Here is a 22,754-nt window from a genome sequence, read left to right as displayed (position 1 = left end):
AATGAGCGGCGGGGCATCGAAGCCCCGGACATTCGCGGGTGCACCGTGCTTGAACTCATCGTCATCTCCACCCTCAACGGCGTGCTGTTCGGCATGCTGCTGTTCCTGCTGTCGAGCGGGCTGACCGTCATCTTCAGCATGATGGGGGTGCTCAATTTTGCTCACGCCAGCTTCTACATGCTCGGCGCCTTTTTCGGCTTCCAGCTCACGAAATGGGTCGGCTTCTGGCCGGCCCTGCTGCTGGCGCCGCTCCTCGTCGGGGCCATCGGCATGGCCGTCGAGCGCTACGGGCTCCGCAACACGCACAAGCATGGCCACGTCGCCGAGCTGCTGCTGACCTTCGGCCTTGCATTCGCGATCGAGGAAGTCGTCTCGATGATCTGGGGCAAGACGCCGCTCGACTATCGCGTCCCGGCGCTGCTGGACTTTCCCGCGTTCACGATCTTCTCGACCAACTATCCGGCCTACAAGCTGTTCATGCTGGCGGTGTCGGTGACGATCTTCGTGGCGCTGCTGATCGTGCTCAAGCGCACCAGGGTCGGCCTGATCGTTCAGGCGGCGCTGACCCATCCCCACATGGTGGGCCATCTCGGCCACAACGTCGGACGCGTGTTCATGGTGGTGTTCGGGGTCGGTAGCGCGCTGGCCGGTCTCGCCGGCGTCATCGCCGGTCCCGCTCTGGTGACGCAATCCGACATGGCCGCGGCGCTCGGGCCGATCCTGTTCGTGGTGATCGTGTTCGGCGGCCTGGGCTCGCTGCCGGGCGCCTTCATCGCTTCGCTGGTGATCGGCCTGGTGCAGACCTTCGCCGTCGCGCTGAACGGCTCGCTGGCAAGCGCCTTCGGCCCGCTCGATCCATCCGCCGGGCCATCGGTGCTCACCGACATCTGGAACGTGACGATCGCGCAGGTCGCGCCGATCGTTCCCTACCTGCTGCTGGTGCTCGTCCTGATCGTGCGCCCCGTGGGCCTGATGGGGACTCGCGAATCATGACCGCAGCAGTGACCTCCGCGTCTCATCTCGCGGCAAAGCCCGCCGGATCCCGTCTCCGCTTCTATGCCGTCTGGGTGATCGGCGTGGCGGCGCTGATCGTGCTGCCGCTGCTGTTCAATTCGGGCGGATCGCTGACCTCGTTCAGCCTGATCGGGATCGCGATCGTCTTCGCGCTCTCCTACAACATCCTCCTTGGTCAGACCGGATTGCTGTCGTTCGGTCATGCGGTTCACTACGGCCTGGGCGGCTTCGCGGCCTGTCACATGATGAATGCGGTGGTGGCGCATGGCTGGCCGATTCCGCTGCCCTTCATTCCGCTGTTCGGCGGGCTGGGCGGGCTCGCCTTCGCGATCATCCTCGGCTGGGTCATGACCAAGCGCGCCGGCACGGTGTTTGCGATGATCTCGCTCGGCATCGGCGAGCTCGTGGCGTCGTCGTCGCTGATCCTGCGCTCGGTGTTCGGCGGCGAAGCCGGCATCACCACCGACCGCACCGCTCTGCCGCGCATGTTCGGCTGGACCTTCGGGCCGCAGCTGCAGGTCTATTACCTGATCGCGTTCTGGCTGGTGCTGTCGGCAATCGCGATGTATGCGCTGACCCGGACGCCCCTGGGGCGGATCAGCAATGCGGTGCGCGACAATCCCGAACGGGTCCAGTTCATCGGCTATGACCCGCACGTCGTCCGCTATCTCGCCTATTGTTTTGCCGGATTCTTCGCCGGCGTTGCGGGCGGCCTCGCGGCGATCAGCTTCGAGATCGCGAATTCCGCCTATCTCGGTGCAATCCAGTCTGGCCTGGTGCTGTTCGCGACCTTTATCGGCGGGACGGCCTACTTCTTCGGTCCGATCCTCGGCGCGATCCTGGTGACCTATCTCCAGCTCGGGCTGACGAGCCTCACCAGCGTATGGCAGCTCTACTTTGGCATCATCTTCATCGGCATCGTCATGTTCTCACCCGGTGGCATTGCCGGTCTGCTGATGATGCACCGGCCGCTGGTCCGTGCCGGAACGCTCGGAATGGTGATCCCGTCCTATCTCGTTGCGGTCGTGCCGACCGCGGCGCTCGCCTACGGCGTCATCCTGACCATCGAGACGGTCGCGCGCTATTCGGGTGGTGACGCCATCAACCTGTTCGGCGTGGCCTTCAATCCGCAATCGCCGGCGACATGGGGCGTCGCCGCGATTCTGGTGGTCGCCGGCTTCTTTGTCGCGCGGTCGACGTGGCAGCGGATCGCCGGAGCCTGGGACAGGGCCGCCACCGTGGCGCGTGATCGGGGGTATCTGGCATGACCGCAGCGATCGAAGTTCGCGCCGTCGAGAAGCGCTTCGGCAATGTCGGCGTCATCCGCGACCTCAATCTCAGCGTCACCAAGGGCGAGCGCCACGCCATCATCGGCCCGAACGGCGCCGGCAAGTCCACGACGTTCAACCTGATCAGCGGACACATCAGGCCGACCTCCGGCGAGGTGAGGCTGAACGGCACGCTCATCTCCGGCCTGCGGCCGTTCGAGATCAATCGGCGCGGCCTGTCGCGCTCGTTCCAGGTCACCAACGTATTCGCCCGCATGACCGTCTGGGAGAACGTCCGATGCGCCGTGCTGTGGGCGACCGGACATCGCTACGCGTTCTGGAAGAACGTCGACAGCCTGCCGGAGGTGCGCGAGCGGACCGCCCAGATCCTCGATGACATCCATCTCACGCATCGGCGTGACATTCCCGCGGGGTTGTTGACCTATGCCGAGCAGCGCGAGCTGGAGATCGGCGTCACCATCGCGAGCGGCGCGACGGTCGTCATGCTCGACGAGCCGACCGCCGGGATGAGCCACGCTGAGACCGAGCGCGCCGTCTCGTTGATCCGGCGGCTCACCGAGGGGCGGACGCTGGTGATCGTCGAGCACGACATGAGCGTGGTATTCGGTCTCGCCGATCGCATCTCGGTGCTGGTCTATGGCCACATCATCGCGTCGGGCACGCCGGAGGAGATCCGTCGCGACCCGAAGGTGAAGGAAGCCTATCTCGGCGAGGAGGCCCACTGATGCTCGAGGTCAGGAACCTCCACGCCTACTACGGCAAGAGCCATATTCTGCAGGGCGTCGACCTCGACGTCGCCGCCGGCGAAGTCGTCAGCCTGCTCGGCCGCAACGGTGTCGGCCGCTCGACCACCGTGAAGGCGATCATGGGCGAGGTCAGTCCGCAGGGGACGATCCGCTTCAAGGGCCGGGACATTGCCGGCTTGCCGAGCTACAAGATCGCGCGCCTTGGGCTCGGCTATGTGCCTGAACACCGTGACATCTTCCCGAGCCTCACCGTTCGGCAAAACCTCGTGCTCGGCATCAAGGACACGCGGCGGCCGGGGAAGTGGCGCCTTCAGGACATGCTCGACATGTTTCCCAACCTCGCCGCGCGCGCCGATACGCCTGCGGGTGTGCTGTCGGGCGGCGAGAAGCAGATGCTGACCACCTGCCGCACGCTGATGGGCGACCCCGACCTGATCATGATCGACGAGCCCACCGAAGGTCTGGCGCCGCTGATCGTGCAGCAGGTCGGCGATCTGATTGCCCGGATCGCAGCGGCGGGCGTCGCGATCCTGCTCGTCGAGCAGAAGCTCTCGATCGCGATGCGCATTTCGAAACGCGTCTATGTGATGGGCCACGGTCGCGTCGTATTCGAAGGGACACCGGATCAGCTCAAGGCCAACACCGCGGTCCGGCAGGAGTGGCTCGAAGTATGAGGGCGCAGGAGCAGCCGGCACGTTTTCGCCGATGCAGCTCGGGCAGATGTGCCACAGACACACGCCTTGTCCGAATCCTTCAGGTCTGAGGCAATGGATGTCGCAGCATGCGGCGCGGAAACGCGGTGTGGCGTTCGCGTAGCCTCAGGGCAACACGGCGCGCGATGCAGATCGACGCCGTCGCGATCGCGATGCCGGCGATCATGTCGACGAGGAAATGTCCGCCGCCGATCGGGGTCGAGAGCAGCATCGCGCCGTGGATCAGGACATTGAACGGTCGCAACCAGCGCAATGACCACAGCGCCCAGCCGTCGAGGATCGCGGCCGCCGCGTGAAAGCTCGGAAAGGTCACGATCCCCGCGAGATGGCTGGTGTCCAACAGGCGCAGCGTCCCGTCGCGAACCAGGGGCACCTCGCGCGCCGTGTCGAAATAGGCTTGGGGAATGAGGTTTGCGTAGGCCGACGGTGGTAGCTCCAGAGCGTGGTACACGCCGAGTGCAGGAACAAACAAGGTGATGATGCATGTCAGCGCCAGCGTCAGGCTGATCGCGAGGTTGAACTCTGCAAACCGGCGATAGTGGCCCAACAAGGGAAGGGCCACGACGATGATGCAGATCGTCCAGGAAATGGATCGATAGCCGAACGCGAGGCTCAGGACGGCCCAGGGACGGTCATTGACGAACGACAAGTAGTCGCGAAAGTCGAAGCCAAGGGCGCGATCGAGGGCGAGCAGGTTGGCGTCCTGAAGCGGCAAGTTGGCGGCCGTCGCAATGTAGGACAGTGATGCCAGCACGGTGGATGCCAGTGTGGTCTGGGCCATTCCTGTCAGGAATGAGAACATCCAGGGTTTGGCACGCCGCGCCGACCGTGCGTTGGCGTAGCCGATGAGACCATAGATGGCCGATGTCGATAGCACGATGATGTAGCCGACGGGTTCGATGCGAAAATCCGTGAAGATCAGGCACAGTCCGAACAGCACCCAAAGAGCTGTCATGACAGCCCAGTTGAACCGGAACACGGCCCAGGCCGTCGCGGCATCCTCGCTGTCACGCGCCCGTTGCAAGATGCTCTTTGTCCAGGGGAGCCAGCGGCGGCTGAGATCAGGCAATAGACCACCGGCTGCGGTGTCCGACATTGTCGTCCGCTCTCACATTTCAAATGGATTTCGATTTGTTTCCCGTCGGTGTTTTGTTACGGCCGGTCGGGCTAATAAATCAACCTCGGCGGGTAAAATACGCAGATACCGTGCAACGATGCTTAATCAAGCGTAGCCTGGAACCCTGTTTCGGTTGTGCCGGACAGGAACGCACATTCGGCGATGAGGCCGCCTTCGCGCCCATAGAAAACGGGTAAATCGGTGAGAAGAGACTGAGAGCGAATCCGAGGCAGCTTTGGTTTGAAGGGCTTCACCAGTCGTCGCGGGCGAGCTACTTGTGGTGGTGCTGTGGGGTCAGCGGCCGATCGCTCGCGGGCTTGCGCGAGAGGTGGTCGCTGTCAGCAAAGTCCGTCGCGACGTCGCATGCATCACAGCTTCTGGCGGCCGTAGATCAGGAGCATCAGGATGATCACCGCGCCGTAGATCAGCTGGCGGCCGGCCTCGCTGATCTGCATCACCGACAGAATGGATTGCAGCAGGGTGATCAGCACGACGCCGGCGACGGTGCCGAGATAGCTGCCGCGGCCGCCGAGGATGTGCGTGCCGCCGAGCACGACGGCTGCGATCGAGGGCAGCAGATAAGCGTCGCCCATCGACTGCGCCGCCTTGGAGGCGTAGCCCGCGAGCAGTACGCCGCCGCAGGCGGAGAGGGCGCCGGACAGCGCGAACGCCAGCATGGTGATGCGGCGTGTATCGATCCCTGAGAGATAGGCCGCGCGCTCGCGATTGCCGATGGCATAGATGGCGCGGCCGAACGTGGTCCGCGACAGCAGCCAGATCGCGGCGCCGCCGATGATCGCCCACACCAGCACCGCGTTGGGAAGGCCGGGCACGATATTGCCGGTGGCGAGATAGCGCATCGCCTTGGAGGCGGAATCCTGCGGCGCGAAGCCTCCGGTGTAGGCGACCATCAGCCCTTGCGCGACCGCGTTGGTCGCCAGGGTGATGATCATCGAGGGAATGCGCAGATAGGCGACGCCGATGCCGTTCAGGAGACCGATGGCGGCTCCGCAGAGAATGCCGCAGGGAATCGCGATGATGGCGCCGGTCGTGCCATGGGCGGCCGCCGCGCAGGCCATCATCGCGCCCGTCGTGACAACCCAGGGCACCGAGAGATCGATCTGGCCGAGCAGGATCACCAGCATCATGCCGGTGGCGATCACGCCCAGGAAGCTCGCGACCTTCAACTGCTGCAGCAGATAATCCGGCGACAGGAAGCTGCGCGAATAGAGGCTGCCCACCAGCAGCAGCAGCAGGATGCAGCCGAACGAGGCCGCCACCGCCGGATCGATCCGACGCAGCATGGCGATCCCGCGATGGGCCGGTCGTGGTGCCGTTGCGTCGCTCATCCGAACCACTCCAGCCGATTGCGCACCCGCACCAGGCCGAACGCGCCGATCGAGACCGCGAGCATCAGCACGAGACCCTGGAACAGCGGCTGCCACAGCGGATCGAAATCGAACACGAACAGCAGATCGCCGATGGTGCGGAAGGCGAGCGCGCCGAAGATCGCTCCGATCGCGCTGCCGCGTCCGCCCATCAGCGATACGCCGCCGAGCACCACGGCCGCGATCGAGAACAGCGTGTAGGCATTGCCGCTCGCATAGGCGGCTTCGCCCGTGTAGGAGAAGAACGTCAGGAACAGGCCGCCGATCGCCGACAACAGGCCAGCCAAGGTGTAGGCGACAAACTTGGCCGCCCGGATCGGCGCGCCGGACATGTAGGCTGCGACCTCGGAGGAGCCGGTCGCGAACGCGGCGCGGCCGATGACCGAGCGGCTATAGGGTACCCAGATCAGCAGCGCCGCCGCAGCCAGTGCCACGAGGCTCGTGGGCAGCACGCCGAACAATCTTCCCGTCAAGGCATCCGCCAGAGTCTCGTTGACGGATCCGCCGGGATTGGGCCGCAGGAACAGCGCGATGCCGTAGTACATCGCCCCGGTGGCGATCGTCGTCACGATCGGTTGCAGGCGCCCGAAGATCACGATCGCGCCGTTGATCATGCCGCAGACGATGCCGGTGCCGAGCACGCCGGCCACGCCCAGCGCGGTCTCGGTGGCGGTGCCGACCACGATCCAGGATGCGAGGCAGTTGGTCAGGGTCAGGATCATGCCGACGGACAGATCGATGCCGGCGGTGATCACCACGATCGCCTGCGCCATCGCGACAAAGGCCAGCAGCGTCGCCTTGTTGGCCGCGGTCTGCACCATGTTGGCGCTGAAGCCGGCCGGATGATTGGTCGCATAGAGCAGGAACATCGCGACGAAGATCCCGATCGCGAGCAGGGTGCCGCGCTGTTCGGAGAGCCAGTACCGCCACTCGGTCATGCCAGACTCGCTTCCGCTCGCTCGCCTTCGTCGACATTGAGCGCACTGCTGACCAGCGCGCGCTCGGTGATCTCGGCGCCCGCGAGCTCGCGCCTGATCGCGCCATCGTACATCACCAGCACGCGGTCGCAGCAGCCGATCAGCTCGTCATAGTCGGTCGAATAGAGCAGGATCGCGGCGCCCTCGTCGGCAAGCCGGCGCAGCAGCCGGTAGATCTCCTGCTTGGTGCCGACGTCGATGCCGCGCGTCGGATCATTGAGCAGGATGATGCGCGGCTTGTTCATCAGCCATTTCGCGATCACGACCTTCTGCTGGTTGCCGCCGGAGAGCGCGCTGACGGCGAGATCGGGGGAGGCGGACTTGATCTCGATCAGGCGGATCATCTCCTCGATCAGCATCGATTGCCGCTGCCGGTCGATGATGCCGAATGTCGCGAACCGGTCGAAGGCGGCGGCCGAGAGATTGTCGCGCACCGACATCGGCAGCATCAGTCCTTCGGTCTTGCGGTCCTCCGGGATGAGCGCGAGACCGATGCGCTCCGACTTGGCGGTGACGGGGCTGTCGATCGTCACCTTGTTGCCGTCGATCAGAATGTCGCCGCGACAGTCGCGCAGCACGCCGAACAGCGCCAGCAGCAGCTCGCGCTGGCCCTGGCCATCGAGCCCGCCGAGACCGATGATCTCGCCGGCCTGCAGCGAGAACGAGATGTCCTTCAGCCGGTCGCCCCAACTGATGCTCCTGCATTGCAGCGCGGGCGGCCGGCCAATGATTTTCCGCGGCGGCTTTTCCGGGAAGGCATGCTTGTACTCACGGCCGATCATCAGCTCGATCACTTCGGCATCCGTCTTGGTGCCGGCCGGGAAGGTCGAGATGCGGCGGCCGTTGCGGAACACGCTGCAATCGTCGGCGAGCTCCGCGATCTCGTGCATGCGATGGGAGATGTAGAGCAGCGCCAGCCCCTCGCTGCGCAGGCGCTTCAGCACCTTGAACACCTTGGTCACGTCGGATGCGGTCAGCGCCGAGGTTGCCTCGTCGAGGATCAGGATCTTCGGCTGCCGCGACAGCGCTTTCGCGATCTCGACCATCTGGCGGCGCGACAGCGGCAGGTCCTTCACCAGCGCGCGCGGATGAATGTCGCTGGCGCCGGCGCGGTGCAGCGCCTCCTCGGCAAGTCGGCGCTGGGCGCGCCGGTCGATCATGCCGAACCGCGTCGGCGGATGCGAGATCATGATGTTGTCGGCGACCGACAGGTCGGGGATCAGCGACAGCTCCTGGAAGATGCAGACGACGCCGGCATCGTTCGCGGCGGAGGGACCGCTGAAGGCGACCGCGCGTCCTTCAAGCGTCATCCGGCCTTCGTCCGGCGCGACCACGCCGACCATCAGCTTGATTAGCGTCGACTTGCCGGCGCCGTTCTCGCCGAGAATGGCGTGGATGCGGCCGGGATGGACCTCCAGGTCCGCACCGTCGAGGGCGATCACGCCGCCGTAGCGCTTGGACAGTCCTTCGGCGCGAAACAGCGGCTCGGCCGCGATCATGCTTGCTCCCTCAGTCGTTTGGGCAATAGGGACGGGCTGGCCGCGAGAGAACTCGCGGACCAGCGATCACACCGGCCTATTGATTTTCCTTCGACTGACCCATGATCTCCTGCGCCGTGAAGTTGATGCCGCAGGTCGGGAAGGAGTTGCCGACGAAGAAGTTGTCGGACTGGGCCGGGAAGTAGTCCTGATCCTTCTTGAAGTTCGGATCTTCCACGACGGCGAGCGGCAGCTTGACCGATTGCGGCACCACCTTGCCTTCCAACGCGGCGAGCGCGACCTTGATCGCGACCGCGACCTGCGCAGGTCCGGTACCGGCGGAAGAGCATTTCAGGCCTTCGGACGCCTTGGCGGCGCAGAACTTGCGGAAGCCGTTCTCGGTCTCGCCGCCGAACGGCACCATCTTGTGCTTGGCGTCGAGCATGGCCTGCACGATGCCGGTGTCGCCGCCCTGGCCGGAGATCGCATCGAACGGGCCATTGGTCGCGATCGCATCCGCCGTGGCCTTCTGGGCGACGCCGTCGTCCCATTTGCCGACGACCTCGGTGACCTGCCACTTCTTGCCGGAGGCATCGAGAACGGAGTGGAAGCCGTTGTGCCGGTCGGTGTCGACCGAGGTGCCGGCGACGCCGCGCACCTCGAGCACCTTGCCGCCGCTGGGCACGTTCTTGACCAGCCACTTCGCCCAGAGTTCGCCGAGACCCTTCTGGTCGACGTTGACGTTGATCGCATCTTCCGTCGCGAGGATGTTGTCGAAGGCGACGAGGATCACGCCGGCCTGCTTGGCGCGCTTGATCACCGGCCCGAACGCGGTCGGGTTCTGCGCGTTGACGACGATGGCGTCATAGCCGGAGTCGATGAAGTTGTTGATTGCCGATATCTGGGCCGGCACGTCCTCGCCGGTCGAGACGACCTTGAATTCCTTCAGCTTGGCCTTGACCTCCGGCTGCGCCGCATAGGCCTTCGCGGTCTGGATCATCTGGATGCGCCAGGTATTGGCGATGTAGCCGTTCGCCAGTGCGATGCGGTACGGGCCCTTCTTGGCCGGAAACTTGAAGAACTTGGTGTTCGCGGTCCACGGCACCATGCATTCAGGCTCGGTCGCCGGTCCCTTGACCATCTCCGGCTCCGCCAGCGCCTTGCCGGCAAACGCCGTGACCAACACCAGCGATGCACAAGTGGCAAGGCATCGCGCCCTCATCGACATGGACGACATTCGTGACCTCCCCTGTTGTTGTCGCGCCAAATCAATGACGCATGTGCGAGACGCCTCTTTGTTTCCGGAGGTTGTGCGAGCATTGCTCGTCATCTCGACCCGCCAAGCGTTACTGATCAATGACAGCGCTGTCAATTACCGTCGCGCGGCTTTTGCCAAGCGGCCGGTCGCATGTCATGAATATGGTTCGGACAAATCCGCGTGAATCAATGTTGCAAGGATCATGTCTCAGAAGCGTCGCACCACGCTGGAGGACGTCGCGCGCATCGCCCATGTCAGCGCTGTCACTGTGTCGCGGGCGCTGCGGCGGCCCGATATGGTGTCGCCGGAGTTGCGCAAGCGGATCGATGCCGCGGTCGACAGGCTGGCCTATGTGCCGAACTTCGCGGCGAGCCGGCTCGCCTCGACCCGCACGCATTCGATTGGCATCGTCGTGTCGTCGCTCTCCAACGGCATCTTCGCGGACTACCTGCAGGCGATCTACGACACCCTGCTGCCGCTCGGCTTTCGTCCCGTCGTCGTCAGCAGCCGCTACTCGGCGGAGGAGGAAGAGGGCGCGATCAGGACGCTGCTGGGCCAGAACATCGAGGCGCTGATCCTCGTCGGAGTGAACCAGACGCGGGCCGCGCGGCGCGTTCTCGAACGATCGCGGATTCCGGTGGTGCAGACGTTCGAGCTGACCGACGATCCGATCGATCTGAATGTCGGACTCTCGCAGCGCCAGGGCGGCTACGCCGCGACCCGCTTCCTGATCGAGCTGGGACATCGGCGGATCGCCTATCTCTCGGGACAGCGCGACGACCGGGCCCGCGCCCGGCTCGAGGGGTATCGCGCGGCGCTGGCCGAAGCGGGGCTGGACGGCACGTCGCTGGTGGCCTGGCTGCCGGCGCAGGCGACGATCTCGCTGGGGCGGAAGCTGACCGAGGAGATGCTCGCGAGCGAAGTTCCCGATGCGATCTTCTGCTGCGATGACAACATCGCGCTTGGTGCGCTATTCGCCTGCCAGCAGGCGGGGCTGGAGGTCCCGCGCCGGATGTCGCTGATCGGCTTCAACGACCTGGAATTCGCGGCGGCCTCCAATCCGCCGCTGTCGACCGTGCTGACGCCGCGCGCCGACATGGGGCGCGTGGCGTCCGAACTGGTGCTTCAGGTGATCGCCACCGGCAAGCGGCCGAGAACGCGGCGGATCGACCTCGGCTTCGAGATCGTCGCACGCGGCAGCACCGGACCGCACCTCGTGGCTTCGTGATGATGGTCGAGCCTCAGGCCCAGCCGCCGTCGACGATGTAGTTCTGGTTGGTGCAGGCGCCGCTGTCGTCGGCGGCGAAGAACAGCACCACGCGGGCGATGTCGTCCGGCACGAGCTTGCGCTTGAGGCATTGGCGGCGCATGAGCTCGGCCTCGCCCTCGGGCGTCAGCCAGAGTCTCTGCTGCCGCTCGGTCATGATCCAGCCCGGAAGAATGGAATTGACCCGCACGTTGCTGGGTCCGAGATCGCGGGCGAGGGCGCGGGTCAGTCCCTGGATCGCCGACTTCGCCGTGGTGTAGCAGGGCATGTTGCCCTGGCCCAGCACCCAGCTCACCGAGCCGAGATTGACGATCGCGCCGCCTCCGGCCTGGATCATGTCCGGTGCGACCGCCTGGGCCGCGAAGAACTGATGTTTGAGGTTCACGGCGATGCGCTCGTCCCAATAGTCCGGCGTGACGTCCTCGATCGCGTGGCGGTCATCACGCGCGGCGTTGTTCACCAGAATGGTGATCGGCCCCAGCGCCGCACGGGCGCCGGCGACCGCAGCCCTCAGCGCACCGATGTCGCGAAGGTCGGCATGCGCGAAGTGCACCTTCGCCTCCGCGGGCAGGCTCGCCAGCAGCTGCTGCGACGCCTCCAGATCGATGTCGATGAATCCGACACGCGCGCCTTGGTCGACGAAATTGCGCACGATGGCTTCCCCGATGCCGGAGCCGCCGCCGGTCACGAGGACGGCCCGATCCTTGAGGCTTGGATAGATGGTGCCCTGCATTGGCTTCCTCTCAGTTGCGCCTGGAGAGCAGCCGCGCCCGACGACGACACTGGCCGGATCTCGAACGTCGTCCGTGCCGTGCGATGCACGGCCGGTGCGCGTTCGCCTGAACCCCTTCATGTGCGCCTGCGGGCAACTCTCGCGCCCGATGCCGATGCTGACGGATCCGGGCGCTCCCCTGCGATGCCCTTGTTTGGCTTTCCGGCATTCTGCGTCAGGACCGGCAGGGACGCCAGCACTGATGCGCCGCCCGGGTGCGACCATCGGGCGCTTCGGGCGTAGCTGGAGCGGACGTCGCGGATCGAGCGCCTCAGAGGATTTCGGCGATCGACTGGCCCTGCAGCTCGATACTGAGTCCCTGCATGCCGAGATCGGTGATCTCGCCGCCCATCGCCTTCAGGCTTTCCTCGCGGATCAGCGACATCAGCCCGCGCCGCAGCGCCAGGAATTCCGACGACATCATCATCGCTTGCTGGCGGGGCCGCTCGAGCGGGATCTGGATTTCGGCCTTGATCGAGCCCGGGCGCGCGGTCATGCAGTAGACGCGGTCGGACAGGAAGATCGCCTCGTCGATGTCGTGGGTGACGAACAGCACCGAGATCTTCAGCCGCTGCCACATGTTGGTGAGGATCTGCTGCATGATGATGCGGGTCTGCGCGTCGAGCGCGCCGAACGGCTCGTCGAGCAGCAGCACCTTGGGACCAGTGGCGAGCGCGCGCACGATGCCGACGCGCTGCTTCATGCCGCCGGAGAGGCGCTCGGGATAATGGTTCTCGAACGCCTCGAGGCCGGCGAGCCCGAGCAGAGTGCGCGCCGCGCGTGCGCGCTCGAACTTCGGCATGCCGCGCATCTTCAGCCCGAACTCGACGTTCTCGCGCACCGTCTTCCAGGGAAACAGCGAATATTGCTGGAACACCATGCCGCGCTCGGCGCTCGGACCCGTCACGGCATGGCCGTCGACCGTGACGACGCCGCTGGTGGGCTTGAGGAAACCCGCGACGGCGTTGAGCAGTGTCGACTTGCCGCAACCCGACGGTCCGACGATCGAGACGAACTCACCGGGCTCGACGTGGATCTGGGTGTCGGTGACGGCCTCGACGGCGCCGTCGATGGTCTCGTAGCTCAGGGCGAAGTTGCGGACCTCGATATGGCCCTGTCTCGTATCCGCTGCGGCTTGGCTCATCGCGACCTCCAGGGCATCACCAACTGTCCGGCTGCGCGGATCACGAGGCTCGAGCCGAGCCCGAGCACGCCGATCGCGATCATCCCGAGCGCGATGTCGGCATACTGGACCAGCGAATAGGCTTCCCAGGTGAAGTAGCCGATGCCGAACTGCCCCGAGATCATCTCGGCCGCGATCAGCGACACCCATGCGACGCCCATGCCGACGGTGAGGCCGGTGAAGATGTGCGGCAGCGACGCCGGGAAATAGACCTCGCGGAAGATCGCGGTCTCCCGCGCGCCGAGGCACTTGGCGGCCCGCACCAGCACGGGGTCGACCAGCGTCATGCCGTGCAGCGTGTTGACCAGGATCGGAAAGAACGAGCCGAGAAAGGTGATGAAGACGATGCTCTGCTCGTTGGTCGGCCACAGCATGATCGCCATCGGCACCCAGGCGATCGCCGGGATCGGACGCAGCACCTCGGCGACCGGGAAGACGATCTCGTGCACCAGCTTGAACCGGCCCATGATCAGGCCGAGCGGCACGCCGACCAATGCGGCCAGCGAGAAGCCGATGAAGATCCGGCGGCAGCTGAGCAGGATGTGCATCAGGAATTTCGGATCGTGGATCGCCTTGGTGAAGCTCGCATAGACCGCCAGCGGCGCCGGCACGTTGACGAACTTCACGAAGAAGACGACGCGGTAGGTCGTCAGCATGTGCCAGGCGATCAGGAACAGGATCAGCGACGCGGTGCCGATCAGCACCGACTGCAGCCTGTCCTGGTTCAGCCGGAACCAGCGTGCCGCGCGGGCGGAGACGTCCGGACGGCTCGGCGGGATCGCGGTGCCAGGCGCGGCGGTCGCCGCAGCCTGGTCGGGGGATGTCATCAAAGCGGGGCTGCTCAAGTCTTGCCTCCCGCCATCGCCAGCTTCACGGCGTCATCAAGTCCCATCACCTTGCCGCCGATCTTGGCGGCATAGGCCTCGGCATCCTTCTTCAGCAGGAACGGCGCGATCTCGCCATTGGCCGCGGCGAAGAACGCCTGGTCGGCGAACAGCTTGATACCGCGCGCGGTGTCGAAGACGTAGGCGACGTTGATCTTCTTGCCCTTGGCCTTGTAGTCGGCATAGGCGCCGAGCGTGCAGGTCGCGCTGCTGAAGGCTATGATGCCCTCGCCGTCGACCCAGACCTCGCCGGCCTTGCGCGGCTCGGTGATCGGCCTGTTGCAGAACTTGTCCTCGCCGGAGATTTCGTAGTTCGCGGTGCTGGCGAGATCCTTGTCGTAGTCCAGCTTCAGCTCGGTATAGGCCTTGCGGATGTAGCTGTCGTCGACCCATGTCTTCGGATCGAACTCTTTCATGCGGCCGAGGCTCTGCAACACCTTGACGTCGGTTGCGGCGGCATCCACCAGCGCCGGCTTGATCGTCGGATCCGTGGTCATGTTGCCGCCGGGGCCGAGGAAGATGTAGACGACCTCCTTGTTGATCCCGGTCCATTCCTGGATCTTTTCGGCCGCCGCCTTCGGATCCTGGCGCAGCCACTGGTTGGCGGCGATCACCGCCTTGACATAGGCGATGACGACCTCGGGATATTTTTCCGCGAAGTCGGTGCGGACGACGACGCCATGGAATGTCGGCAGGTTGGTCTGGACGCCGTCGAAGATCTTGCGCGCAAAGCCGCGGAACGGCAGCAGTTCCGCGAACGGCACGAAATCGGCGTGCGCGTCGATCTTCTTTTCCTGCAGGTTGGTCGAGCCGACCTCCGGCGTCTGGCTCACCAGCTGGAAGAAATCCGCCGGATAGCCGCCGTCCTGAAGCGCCTTCAGCACCATGCCGTGTGCGGCCGAGCCGAACGGCACGCTGACCAGCTTGCCCTTGAGGTCGGAGAGTTCGTAGTAGGGCGAGTCCTTGTGAACGACGATGCCGTTGCCGGAGCCGGCGAGGCTGTAGGCGGCGACGGCGATCAGCCGGCTCTTGCTCTCGGGATTGTTCTCGAAGGTGAAGCCGTTCACGATCAGCGGGTAGTCGCCCATCATGCCGAACTGCAGCTTGTTCGCCATCATCCCGTTGGTGACGGGCGGACCGGAGGTGAAGTTCTGCCACTCGATCTCGAACTTGATGTTGGCGTATTTGCCGTCCTTGGGCAGATACTTCTCCAGCAGGTGAAGCTGCCGCACGATGGTGCCGGCCGTCACCGTGTTGGTCGTGGTGTCCTGGGTGCCTATGCCGATCGTGACTGTCTCTGCTGCGACGGGCTGCGCCGCGATCAGGGACAGACAGGTGACGGATAGCAAGAGCGCGTGACGGCAGCGGACCATTCTCATCCCCGTTCGGTTGGATGGCTGATGGCGCCATGATGAAGGCCGCGTCCACGAGCGCAAATCCGGAGTTCGGCAGCGGGTGGATTAGTTGCCGTCAAAATCCGGTTGCGTACTCCTTGGGCAATTTCGCTCATGACAGCCGCTTGCATGAGCAGGCCGGCTAATCCGCGGCCTGGCCGCGCATCTCGTCCAGGACGTCGGGCCGGCAGACCACGATCTGCGAACGCCTGGTGCGGACGATATTCTTTTCCTGCATCCGCTTGAGGCTGATCGTCACCCACTGCCGCGTCGCCCCGACCATGTGGGCGATGTCGGCATGGGTGAAGGCCGCGGCAATGACCTTGCCGTCGGGATCATCCACGCCATAGAGGTCGACGAGATGCAGCAGCAGATGAGCGAGCCGCTCGGTGATCGAACGCGTCCCCAGCATTTGGGCCAGGGCGGAGTAGCATTTTCCCTTGAAGCTCAACCCTTCGATCAGTCCGATCGCGAGATTGGGGATCTCCGCCACCAGCGTTCGCAGCTCCTTGCCGGGAAGCTGGATCACGCTGGCATTGCTGGCGGCGATGCCGGACCATTGATGCACGCCGGTGTCGAACACCTCGGGACCGCCGACGAAATTGCCGACATGCCAATAGGCCAGCGTGATCTCGCGCCCCTGCGGCGACGTATAGAACACGCGGATGCGGCCGCTCTCGACCAGGAAGATGCCGTCGTGCCTGGCGCCCTGGCTGAACAGCGTCTGGCCGCGGTTCAGCACCTTGCGGCGGCCCTGCTTGAGCACCTGCTCACGCTCGCGCAGGCTGAGCCTTTCGATCAGCGACGGCGGGCCGCCGATGGATTGCTGGCTTTCGGTGAGCAGGAGCGACGAACTGGTCACCGCGCGCGCTGACGTCATGGGAGAGGGCACGGCGTCCGCAGCTGATTTGGCTGCCTGCAGCAACATGTCTTGCCTCCGCATTGATCATACTGATCAGAAGCGGAGCAATGTTCGTGCCATCCGTCACCGCGCGACGCACCTCAGGCGGCAACGAGTTCCCAAAGGTATGATTTCGGATAGATGCCGCGATTGTGGCCGTCGGAAAACGCGATGTTCAAGCCGTAACCGAGATCTCCGACCCCGACGATGCCGATCCCGGGAAACTGCGCCGGGAAGCGGCCGTCGAGGCGGGCCCGCCTGCAATGCGCGCACATGCAGGACAGCCGCAGCCGTTCGGCGGACAGCTCCGCGGGAGCGCCGCCGGCATTCCGCAGCCGTAACGACGCCAGGTCGGGACTGACTTCGCTGTTGAGGGTATCGGCTGGAATCATGGCGCCTCCTGGTTGTGCCGAAGCCGGCGTCGTCACGCTAGGGGAGACGGACCGGGGCCCCCAGCAACTAATTGCCTCGTTCGACGGAATGTGGAGCGCGAGGTGCTTCGTTGCCGCGCGCTCGCCTTCCCGCGGAACAATCTTTGCAACTAATCCACCGCCGCGGCGCGTTCGAAATTGCCGAACCGCGCCGTTTCCGCGACATCGTCGTCAGCAACCGCCACACGGCGCGCCCCGCGCCTCAGGAGACGACGATGAGCGCTTTTCAGACCGAGACGGTGTTGTCGGTCCGGCACTGGACCGATTCGCTGTTCAGCTTCACCGCCACGCGGGATCCCGGCTTCCGCTTCCAGAACGGGCAGTTCGCGATGATCGGGCTCGAGGTCGACGGCCGGCCGCTGATGCGCGCCTACAGCATGGCGAGCGCCAATCACGAGGAGGAGCTGGAATTCTTCAGCATCAAGGTGGCGGACGGGCCGCTGACCTCCCGGCTGCAGAAGATCAAAGAGGGCGATCGCATCCTGGTGGGGCGCAAGGCGACGGGAACGCTGATCGCGGGCAACCTGATTCAGGGCAGGCGTCTGCTGCTGCTGTCGACCGGCACCGGGCTGGCGCCGTTCGCCAGCCTGGTCAAGGATCCCGACATCTACGAGACCTACGAGACCATCGTGCTGGCCCATGGCTGCCGCCAGGTCTCGGAGCTCGCCTATGGCGAGCAGCTCGTCGATGGCCTGCGCGGCCACGAATTCTTTGGACCGCTGGTCCGGAACCGGCTGCTTCATTACCCCACGGTGACCCGCGAGCCGTTCCGCAACCGCGGCCGCATCACCGACCTGATCGCATCGGGGCAGATGTTCGCCGACATCGGCGAGCCCGACCTCGATGTCGAGACCGACCGCGTCATGCTCTGCGGCAGCCCGGCGATGTTGGCCGAGCTCCAGGCCATGCTGGAGGGGCGCGGCTTCGTCGAAGGCAACCACAGCACGCCCGGCCATTTCGTGGTCGAGAAGGCGTTCGTCGAGCGCTGACTGGCCGGCGCGAAGAAATGCGCTCAGGCGACAACTAATTGCTATCGCCGGGTGCCCCGCTGAACAAGTCTGATCCGGACCGGTGTGACCCCGGCCAAGCAGGAGCTTAGAATGGCAATGGATGAGATCGTCGACGGCCTCTCGGAGGTGTCCTGCGACGTGCTGGTGATCGGCGGCGGCACCGCCGGTCCGATGGCTGCCCTGAAGGCCAAGTTGAAGAATCCCAAGGCGAACGTCGTTCTGCTGGAGAAGGCGAACGTCAAGCGCTCCGGCGCGATCTCGATGGGCATGGACGGCCTGAACAACGCCGTCATCCCCGGCTATGCAACGCCGGAGCAATACACCAAGGAGATCACGATCGCCAATGACGGCATCGTCGATCAGAAGGCGGTCTACAAATACGCCCAGAGCTGCTACGGGATCATCGAGGAGCTCGACAGCTTCGGCATCCGCTTCCTCAAGAACGAGAACGGCGACTATGCCGTCAAGAAGGTGCACCACATCGGCACCTACGTGCTGCCGATGCCGAACGGCGAGACCGTCAAGAAGGCGCTGTACCGGCAACTGCGCCGCGCACGCATCCTGATCTCCAACCGCTACATGGCGACGCGGCTCTTGAAGTCGAGCGATGGCCGCATCGCCGGCGCCGTCAGCGTCAACACCCGCACCGCCGAAATGCTGGTGATCAAGGCCAAGGCCGTCATCCTGTGCATGGGCGCGGCGGGACGGCTCGGCCTGCCGACCTCGGGCTACATGTTCGGCACCTATGAGAATGCGGCCAATTCCGGCGATGGCTATGCGATGGCCTATCACGCGGGCGCGGCGCTCGCCAATCTCGAATGCTTCCAGATCAATCCGCTGATTAAGGACTACAACGGTCCGGCCTGCGCCTATGTCGCCGGTCCCTTCGGCGCCTATACCGCCAACAACGAGGATCGCCGCTTCATCGAATGCGACTATTGGTCGGGCCAGATGATGCTGGAATTCTACAACGAGCTGCTGTCCGGCAAGGGGCCGGTGTTCCTGCAGCTCAAGCACCTGCACGACAAGACCATCGGGGAGATCGAGCACACCCTGCACAAGGTCGAGCGGCCCACGCGGGGGCTGTTTCAGGAGGGCCGCGGCGTCGACTACCGCAAGGAATCGATCGAGATGCACATCTCGGAGATCGGCTTCTGCTCCGGCCACAGCGCGTCGGGCGTGTTCGTCGACGACAATGCCCGCACGACCGTCCCCGGGCTCTATGCGGCCGGCGACATGGCCAGCGTTCCGCACAACTATATGTTGGGCGCATTCACCAACGGTTCGTTCGCCGGGCTCGACGCGATGGAGTTCGCCGACAATCATGATTTCGGCGACATCGATGCCGCCGAGATCGCGCTGGAGCGCGAGCGCGTGCTTGCGCCGACCAAGCGCGAGGATGGCATTCCGCCGAACCAGATCGAGTACAAGACGCGGCGCCTGGTCAACGACTATCTGCAGCCGCCGAAGGTGACGCGGAAGTACGAGCTCGGGATGCGCCGGCTCGCCGAGGTCCGCGAGGACATGCAGGAGCGCATGATCGCACGCAACGCGCATGAACTGCTGCGCGCACTGGAGGTACAGTCGATCATGGATTGCGCGGACATGGCCGCCCATGCCTCGCTGTTCCGCGAGGAGAGCCGTTGGGGGCTCTATCACTGGCGCACCGATTTTCCGGAGAAGGACAACGAGAACTGGTTCTGTCACACGCTGCTGAGCAAGCTGGACGGCCGCATGACCAGCGAGAAGCGGGCGGTGCAGCCCTATGTCGTGCCGATCGCGGACGATGAGAAGGACCTCTACGACAAGCAGCGCATCCGCGCCAGCGCCTGACGATCAGAAGGAGAACGAGACATGCCTCTTGCGACCTATCAGACGTCGGTCCCGGTCGTCGTTGACGACGCCAAATGCATCGCCGACAAGGGCTGCACGGTCTGCGTCGACGTCTGCCCGCTCGATGTGCTCCGGATCAGCGACATGACCGGCAAGGCCTTCATGGCCTATGATGAATGCTGGTACTGCATGCCCTGCGAGGCGGATTGCCCGACCGGCGCCGTCACCGTCAACATTCCCTATCTGTTGAGGTGATCATGTCGAGCCCGTTCGAATCCTACGACGATCTCGACGACGCCGACGAGCGGCTCGGCGCCGCCGATCCGGCGGAGCGGCGGGTCGCGATCATCGCGTTGGGACATTCCGGCGATCCCGCCGCGGTCGCGCATCTGGCGAAGATGGTCGCCGATCCCGACGCCGGCGTGCGCCAGCAGGTCGCCATGGCGCTCGGCGAGTTCGACGGGCCGGAGGCGGCGGAGGCGCTGGTCCAATTGCTCGTCGATCCCGAGCGGATCGTTGCATCGGCAGCCGCCGACAGTCTCGCCGAGTTCAAGGATCCCGCTTCGGCCGACGCCATCCTGCCGCTGGTGAAGCATGCCCACGCCTTCGTCCGGATGGGCGCGTTGCGCGCGCTGAAGGAGCTGCGGCGCAAGGACACGCTCAAGCCGGCGCTGGAGGCGCTGCAGGATCCGGATGCCGCGGTCCGCGTGCAGGCGATCGGCGTCATCGGCTTCCTCAAGCTCGAGGAGTCGATTCCGGCGCTGACGGCGCTGATCAGTGATCCCGATGCGCATGTCCGGCGCGCGGCGGTCAGCGCGCTCGCCTTCTCGCACATGAAGATCGCCGCGGAGACCATCACACGCGCGCTCAAGGATTCCGACTGGATGGTGCGGGAGATGGCGGCCGAGACGCTCGGGCTCAACGTCAATGGTGCAGTCGCCGCCGATCCGTTGATCGCCTGCCTGGCGGATGAGTTCTGGCAGGTGCGCCTGAAGGCGATCCGCAGCCTCGGACGCATGAAGGTGCCGCATGCGGTGCGGCCGATCGGCCAATGCATCACCCACGAGCAGGCCAATCTGCGCAAGGAGGCGGCGGCTGCGCTGGGCGAGATCGCCGCGCCCGACGGCGAGCCGTACCTCGCGCTGGTCGCCGACGATCTCGATCCCGACGTGCGCAAGAATGCGAGATGGGCGCTGCACCAGATCGCGGCGAGCAAGGCGAGAACCGGCGCGTAATCGCGCGCCGGCCACGAGCGTTCCCGACCGCATGGCGGACCGGGCGGTCAGCCAGATGACGAGCCTTGCGACGATCATGTCGCGGCCGATCGCGCGCGAGCCCCGCAGGGCCGCGCGCCGCACGTTCTCGTGCGCCCCACGTCCCGTTCTGGACGGCTCCCGGATTGTCTGACAGAAACGTCGGACGCATCCATCGGGCATCATGACCGCTGCAGCGCAAACGGAGAGAGGGGCCGGTCAGTCCGGCCCTGGTGACACGCCTCCATTGCCGACCGGCTGTCGCGCGGCCGCGAGGGGATGCGCCGTGCCGAGGTCTGATATGACCCGCGGACGAGCTGCAAAGGAAGTCGGAGAGCTGCCATGAACGCCAATGTCAAACTGCCTGCCGCCAAGGGCGTCTTCATCGAGAACAAGTGGCAGCCCGCGCAGTCGGGCCGCACCATTGCGATGCTGGCGCCGGCGACCGGACAGGTGATCGCCTCGATTGCCGCCGGTGACGCGGCCGACATCGATCTTGCCGTGGCGGCGGCGCGCCGCGCGCTGGAAGGCCCGTGGGGCCGGCTCGCCGCGGTGGACCGCGGGCGCCTGTTGTCGAAGCTCGGCCGCCTCGTCGAGGACAATGCCGAGGAGCTCGCGAAGCTCGAAGCGGCCGATACCGGCAAGCCGATGAAGCAGGCCAAGGCGGACGTCGTCGCCGTCGCGCGCTATTTCGAATATTACGGCGGCGCCGCCGACAAGGTGCATGGCGACACCATCCCGTTCCTCGACGGCTTCTTCGTCACCACGGTGTACGAGCCGCTCGGCGTCACCGGCCACATCATTCCCTGGAACTATCCGGGCCAGATGTTCGGTCGCACCGTCGCGCCGGCGCTGGCGATGGGCAACGCGACCGTGATCAAGCCGGCCGAGGAGGCCTGTCTGGTGCCGCTGCGTCTTGCCGAGCTCGCGGCGGAAGCCGGCTTCCCGGCCGGTGCGATCAATGTCGTGCCGGGTCTTGGCGAGGAGGCAGGTGCGGCGCTGTCGGCGCATGACGGCATCGATTTCATCTCCTTCACCGGCAGCCCGGAGGTCGGCACGCTCGTGCAGACGGCGGCCGCGAGGAACCACATCGGCTGCACGCTCGAACTCGGCGGCAAGTCGCCGCAGATCGTGTTCGCCGACGCCGATCTCGATGCCGCGCTGACCTCGGTGGCCGCGGCGATCGTGCAGAACGCTGGCCAGACCTGCTCGGCCGGCTCGCGCGTGCTGGTGGAGCGCTCGATCTGGGACCGCTTCCTGGCCGACCTCACGCTCCGCTTCGAGAAGATCACGGCCGGCACGCCGGAGATGGATCTCGATCTTGGTCCGGTCATCAGCGCGGTCCAGAAGACGCGGATCGAAAACATGCTGGCGCGTGCCGAAAGCGGCGGCGCCAGGCGCGTGGCGACCGGCAGGATCGCCGAGGGCGTGCCGAGCGAGGGCTTCTATGTGGCGCCGGCGCTGTATCAGCACGTCGCGCGCGACTCCGAGCTGGCGCGCGAGGAGGTGTTCGGTCCGGTGCTGGCGGCGATGCCGTTCGACGACGAGGCCGACGCCGTCAGGCTCGCCAACGCCACCGATTTCGGCCTGGTCGCCGGCGTCTGGTCGGGCGACGGCTCGCGAGCGATGCGCGTCGCGCGCAAGGTCAAGGTCGGCCAGATGTTCGTCAATGGCTACGGCGCCGGCGGCGGCATCGAGCTGCCGTTCGGCGGCATGAAGAAATCGGGACACGGCCGCGAGAAGGGTTTCGAGGCGCTGTACGAGCTTGCCGCGATGAAGACCCTGATCGTCAAGCACGGCTAGCGGATTCGCATCTCCGATCAATTCCGCCGTGCGGACGTCACTG

General features: G+C 65.3%; 22 protein-coding genes. 11 read left to right on the top strand and 11 right to left on the bottom strand.

The features are described from left to right. Window positions 1–45 precede the first annotated feature (45 nt). From ACQR0U_RS10625 to ACQR0U_RS10610, 4 genes are read left to right on the top strand one after another with little or no spacing between them, the layout of a single operon-like run. The gene (locus ACQR0U_RS10625) at window positions 46–993 is read left to right on the top strand and encodes a branched-chain amino acid ABC transporter permease (RefSeq protein WP_315752342.1); all 948 of its coding nucleotides are present in this window, start codon (window positions 46–48) and stop codon (window positions 991–993) included. After that, entirely contained in the window at window positions 990–2,282 is a 1,293-nt protein-coding gene (locus ACQR0U_RS10620; protein ID WP_434843173.1) for a branched-chain amino acid ABC transporter permease, read from the top strand. Before ACQR0U_RS10625 ends, ACQR0U_RS10620 begins: the two co-directional genes overlap by 4 nt. Then, window positions 2,279–3,028 (top strand): ABC transporter ATP-binding protein, encoded by a 750-nt coding sequence (locus ACQR0U_RS10615; protein ID WP_316165893.1) that lies wholly within the window; start codon window positions 2,279–2,281, stop codon window positions 3,026–3,028. Before ACQR0U_RS10620 ends, ACQR0U_RS10615 begins: the two co-directional genes overlap by 4 nt. Then, window positions 3,028–3,723 carry an ABC transporter ATP-binding protein gene (locus ACQR0U_RS10610; RefSeq protein WP_315713534.1) on the top strand — a complete coding sequence of 232 codons (696 nt, stop codon included), beginning with the start codon at window positions 3,028–3,030 and terminating at the stop codon, window positions 3,721–3,723. The genes ACQR0U_RS10615 and ACQR0U_RS10610 overlap by 1 nt, the downstream gene beginning before the upstream one ends. 79 nt (window positions 3,724–3,802) lie before the next feature. Here the strand turns inward: ACQR0U_RS10610 and ACQR0U_RS10605 are convergent, their stop codons facing one another. From ACQR0U_RS10605 to ACQR0U_RS10585, 5 genes are all read right to left on the bottom strand, one after another. Continuing rightward, a complete protein-coding gene (locus tag ACQR0U_RS10605) occupies window positions 3,803–4,786 on the bottom strand; it encodes a phosphatase PAP2 family protein (RefSeq protein ID WP_434843172.1) in 984 nt (327 codons plus the stop codon). A gap of 461 nt (window positions 4,787–5,247) precedes the next feature. Continuing rightward, window positions 5,248–6,228 (bottom strand): ABC transporter permease, encoded by a 981-nt coding sequence (locus ACQR0U_RS10600; RefSeq protein WP_316192808.1) that lies wholly within the window; start codon window positions 6,226–6,228, stop codon window positions 5,248–5,250. Then, the gene (locus ACQR0U_RS10595; protein WP_315713531.1) at window positions 6,225–7,205 is read right to left on the bottom strand and encodes an ABC transporter permease; all 981 of its coding nucleotides are present in this window, start codon (window positions 7,203–7,205) and stop codon (window positions 6,225–6,227) included. The genes ACQR0U_RS10600 and ACQR0U_RS10595 overlap by 4 nt, the downstream gene beginning before the upstream one ends. Next, window positions 7,202–8,743: a sugar ABC transporter ATP-binding protein gene (locus ACQR0U_RS10590; protein WP_434843171.1), complete on the bottom strand. Its 1,542-nt coding sequence runs from the start codon at window positions 8,741–8,743 to the stop codon at window positions 7,202–7,204. Before ACQR0U_RS10590 ends, ACQR0U_RS10595 begins: the two co-directional genes overlap by 4 nt. Window positions 8,744–8,819: 76 nt before the next feature. Next, a complete protein-coding gene (locus ACQR0U_RS10585; protein WP_434843170.1) occupies window positions 8,820–9,959 on the bottom strand; it encodes a sugar ABC transporter substrate-binding protein in 1,140 nt (379 codons plus the stop codon). Here ACQR0U_RS10585 and ACQR0U_RS10580 point away from each other — a divergent pair. Both ACQR0U_RS10580 and ACQR0U_RS10575 read left to right on the top strand, forming a co-directional pair. Beyond that, window positions 9,898–10,164 (top strand): hypothetical protein, encoded by a 267-nt coding sequence (locus tag ACQR0U_RS10580; RefSeq protein ID WP_315713664.1) that lies wholly within the window; start codon window positions 9,898–9,900, stop codon window positions 10,162–10,164. The genes ACQR0U_RS10585 and ACQR0U_RS10580 overlap by 62 nt on opposite strands. Before the next feature lie 18 nt (window positions 10,165–10,182). Further along, on the top strand, window positions 10,183–11,208 hold the full coding sequence (locus ACQR0U_RS10575; RefSeq protein WP_316184077.1) for a LacI family DNA-binding transcriptional regulator: 1,026 nt from the start codon (window positions 10,183–10,185) through the stop codon (window positions 11,206–11,208). A 13-nt stretch (window positions 11,209–11,221) separates the two neighbouring features. On the opposite strand, the gene ACQR0U_RS10570 is transcribed toward ACQR0U_RS10575, so the two are convergent. From ACQR0U_RS10570 to ACQR0U_RS10545, 6 genes are all read right to left on the bottom strand, one after another. Next, window positions 11,222–11,980: an SDR family NAD(P)-dependent oxidoreductase gene (locus tag ACQR0U_RS10570; protein ID WP_434843169.1), complete on the bottom strand. Its 759-nt coding sequence runs from the start codon at window positions 11,978–11,980 to the stop codon at window positions 11,222–11,224. A gap of 310 nt (window positions 11,981–12,290) precedes the next feature. After that, window positions 12,291–13,163, bottom strand: a complete 873-nt coding sequence (locus ACQR0U_RS10565; protein ID WP_434843168.1) for an ABC transporter ATP-binding protein — start codon at window positions 13,161–13,163, stop codon at window positions 12,291–12,293. Continuing rightward, window positions 13,160–14,047, bottom strand: a complete 888-nt coding sequence (locus ACQR0U_RS10560; RefSeq protein ID WP_434843167.1) for an ABC transporter permease — start codon at window positions 14,045–14,047, stop codon at window positions 13,160–13,162. The genes ACQR0U_RS10565 and ACQR0U_RS10560 overlap by 4 nt, the downstream gene beginning before the upstream one ends. Next, window positions 14,044–15,459 (bottom strand): ABC transporter substrate-binding protein, encoded by a 1,416-nt coding sequence (locus ACQR0U_RS10555; protein ID WP_434843166.1) that lies wholly within the window; start codon window positions 15,457–15,459, stop codon window positions 14,044–14,046. Before ACQR0U_RS10555 ends, ACQR0U_RS10560 begins: the two co-directional genes overlap by 4 nt. 163 nt (window positions 15,460–15,622) lie before the next feature. Beyond that, window positions 15,623–16,408 (bottom strand): Crp/Fnr family transcriptional regulator, encoded by a 786-nt coding sequence (locus ACQR0U_RS10550; RefSeq protein ID WP_315752353.1) that lies wholly within the window; start codon window positions 16,406–16,408, stop codon window positions 15,623–15,625. A 74-nt stretch (window positions 16,409–16,482) separates the two neighbouring features. Then, the gene (locus tag ACQR0U_RS10545; protein ID WP_315713523.1) at window positions 16,483–16,773 is read right to left on the bottom strand and encodes a gamma-butyrobetaine hydroxylase-like domain-containing protein; all 291 of its coding nucleotides are present in this window, start codon (window positions 16,771–16,773) and stop codon (window positions 16,483–16,485) included. 254 nt (window positions 16,774–17,027) lie between these two features. On the opposite strand from ACQR0U_RS10545, the gene ACQR0U_RS10540 reads away from it, so the two are divergent. From ACQR0U_RS10540 to ACQR0U_RS10520, 5 genes are all read left to right on the top strand, one after another. Next, entirely contained in the window at window positions 17,028–17,801 is a 774-nt protein-coding gene (locus ACQR0U_RS10540; RefSeq protein WP_316165899.1) for a ferredoxin--NADP reductase, read from the top strand. A 111-nt stretch (window positions 17,802–17,912) separates the two neighbouring features. Continuing rightward, a complete protein-coding gene (locus ACQR0U_RS10535; RefSeq protein WP_434843165.1) occupies window positions 17,913–19,655 on the top strand; it encodes a fumarate reductase/succinate dehydrogenase flavoprotein subunit in 1,743 nt (580 codons plus the stop codon). Between the two features lie 21 nt (window positions 19,656–19,676). After that, window positions 19,677–19,910 (top strand): 4Fe-4S dicluster domain-containing protein, encoded by a 234-nt coding sequence (locus tag ACQR0U_RS10530; protein WP_006609939.1) that lies wholly within the window; start codon window positions 19,677–19,679, stop codon window positions 19,908–19,910. Between the two features lie 2 nt (window positions 19,911–19,912). Further along, window positions 19,913–20,890: a HEAT repeat domain-containing protein gene (locus ACQR0U_RS10525; RefSeq protein WP_315825319.1), complete on the top strand. Its 978-nt coding sequence runs from the start codon at window positions 19,913–19,915 to the stop codon at window positions 20,888–20,890. Between the two features lie 360 nt (window positions 20,891–21,250). Further along, window positions 21,251–22,711: an aldehyde dehydrogenase family protein gene (locus ACQR0U_RS10520; protein WP_315769591.1), complete on the top strand. Its 1,461-nt coding sequence runs from the start codon at window positions 21,251–21,253 to the stop codon at window positions 22,709–22,711. Window positions 22,712–22,754: the final 43 nt, after the last annotated feature.

This window comes from Bradyrhizobium sp. HKCCYLRH3097 (genome assembly GCF_051167875.1).
Lineage (GTDB): Bacteria > Pseudomonadota > Alphaproteobacteria > Rhizobiales > Xanthobacteraceae > Bradyrhizobium.
Note: the sequence above shows the minus strand (reverse complement) of the source record. Positions and strands in the feature narration are given on the sequence as shown.

What these genes read in the sequence shown, in the direction of transcription:
- ACQR0U_RS10610 (WP_315713534.1), top strand. Translation starts at nt 3,028, where the DNA reads ATGCTCGAGGTCAGGAACCTCCACGCCTACTACGGCAAGAGCCATATT.
- ACQR0U_RS10550 (WP_315752353.1), bottom strand. Translation starts at nt 16,408, where the DNA reads ATGTTGCTGCAGGCAGCCAAATCAGCTGCGGACGCCGTGCCCTCTCCC.
- ACQR0U_RS10585 (WP_434843170.1), bottom strand. Translation starts at nt 9,959, where the DNA reads ATGTCGTCCATGTCGATGAGGGCGCGATGCCTTGCCACTTGTGCATCG.
- ACQR0U_RS10535 (WP_434843165.1), top strand. Translation starts at nt 17,913, where the DNA reads ATGGCAATGGATGAGATCGTCGACGGCCTCTCGGAGGTGTCCTGCGAC.
- ACQR0U_RS10595 (WP_315713531.1), bottom strand. Translation starts at nt 7,205, where the DNA reads ATGACCGAGTGGCGGTACTGGCTCTCCGAACAGCGCGGCACCCTGCTC.
- ACQR0U_RS10545 (WP_315713523.1), bottom strand. Translation starts at nt 16,773, where the DNA reads ATGATTCCAGCCGATACCCTCAACAGCGAAGTCAGTCCCGACCTGGCG.
- ACQR0U_RS10540 (WP_316165899.1), top strand. Translation starts at nt 17,028, where the DNA reads ATGAGCGCTTTTCAGACCGAGACGGTGTTGTCGGTCCGGCACTGGACC.
- ACQR0U_RS10530 (WP_006609939.1), top strand. Translation starts at nt 19,677, where the DNA reads ATGCCTCTTGCGACCTATCAGACGTCGGTCCCGGTCGTCGTTGACGAC.
- ACQR0U_RS10600 (WP_316192808.1), bottom strand. Translation starts at nt 6,228, where the DNA reads ATGAGCGACGCAACGGCACCACGACCGGCCCATCGCGGGATCGCCATG.
- ACQR0U_RS10575 (WP_316184077.1), top strand. Translation starts at nt 10,183, where the DNA reads ATGTCTCAGAAGCGTCGCACCACGCTGGAGGACGTCGCGCGCATCGCC.
- ACQR0U_RS10565 (WP_434843168.1), bottom strand. Translation starts at nt 13,163, where the DNA reads ATGAGCCAAGCCGCAGCGGATACGAGACAGGGCCATATCGAGGTCCGC.
- ACQR0U_RS10525 (WP_315825319.1), top strand. Translation starts at nt 19,913, where the DNA reads ATGTCGAGCCCGTTCGAATCCTACGACGATCTCGACGACGCCGACGAG.
- ACQR0U_RS10520 (WP_315769591.1), top strand. Translation starts at nt 21,251, where the DNA reads ATGAACGCCAATGTCAAACTGCCTGCCGCCAAGGGCGTCTTCATCGAG.
- ACQR0U_RS10615 (WP_316165893.1), top strand. Translation starts at nt 2,279, where the DNA reads ATGACCGCAGCGATCGAAGTTCGCGCCGTCGAGAAGCGCTTCGGCAAT.
- ACQR0U_RS10590 (WP_434843171.1), bottom strand. Translation starts at nt 8,743, where the DNA reads ATGATCGCGGCCGAGCCGCTGTTTCGCGCCGAAGGACTGTCCAAGCGC.
- ACQR0U_RS10620 (WP_434843173.1), top strand. Translation starts at nt 990, where the DNA reads ATGACCGCAGCAGTGACCTCCGCGTCTCATCTCGCGGCAAAGCCCGCC.
- ACQR0U_RS10570 (WP_434843169.1), bottom strand. Translation starts at nt 11,980, where the DNA reads ATGCAGGGCACCATCTATCCAAGCCTCAAGGATCGGGCCGTCCTCGTG.
- ACQR0U_RS10555 (WP_434843166.1), bottom strand. Translation starts at nt 15,459, where the DNA reads ATGGTCCGCTGCCGTCACGCGCTCTTGCTATCCGTCACCTGTCTGTCC.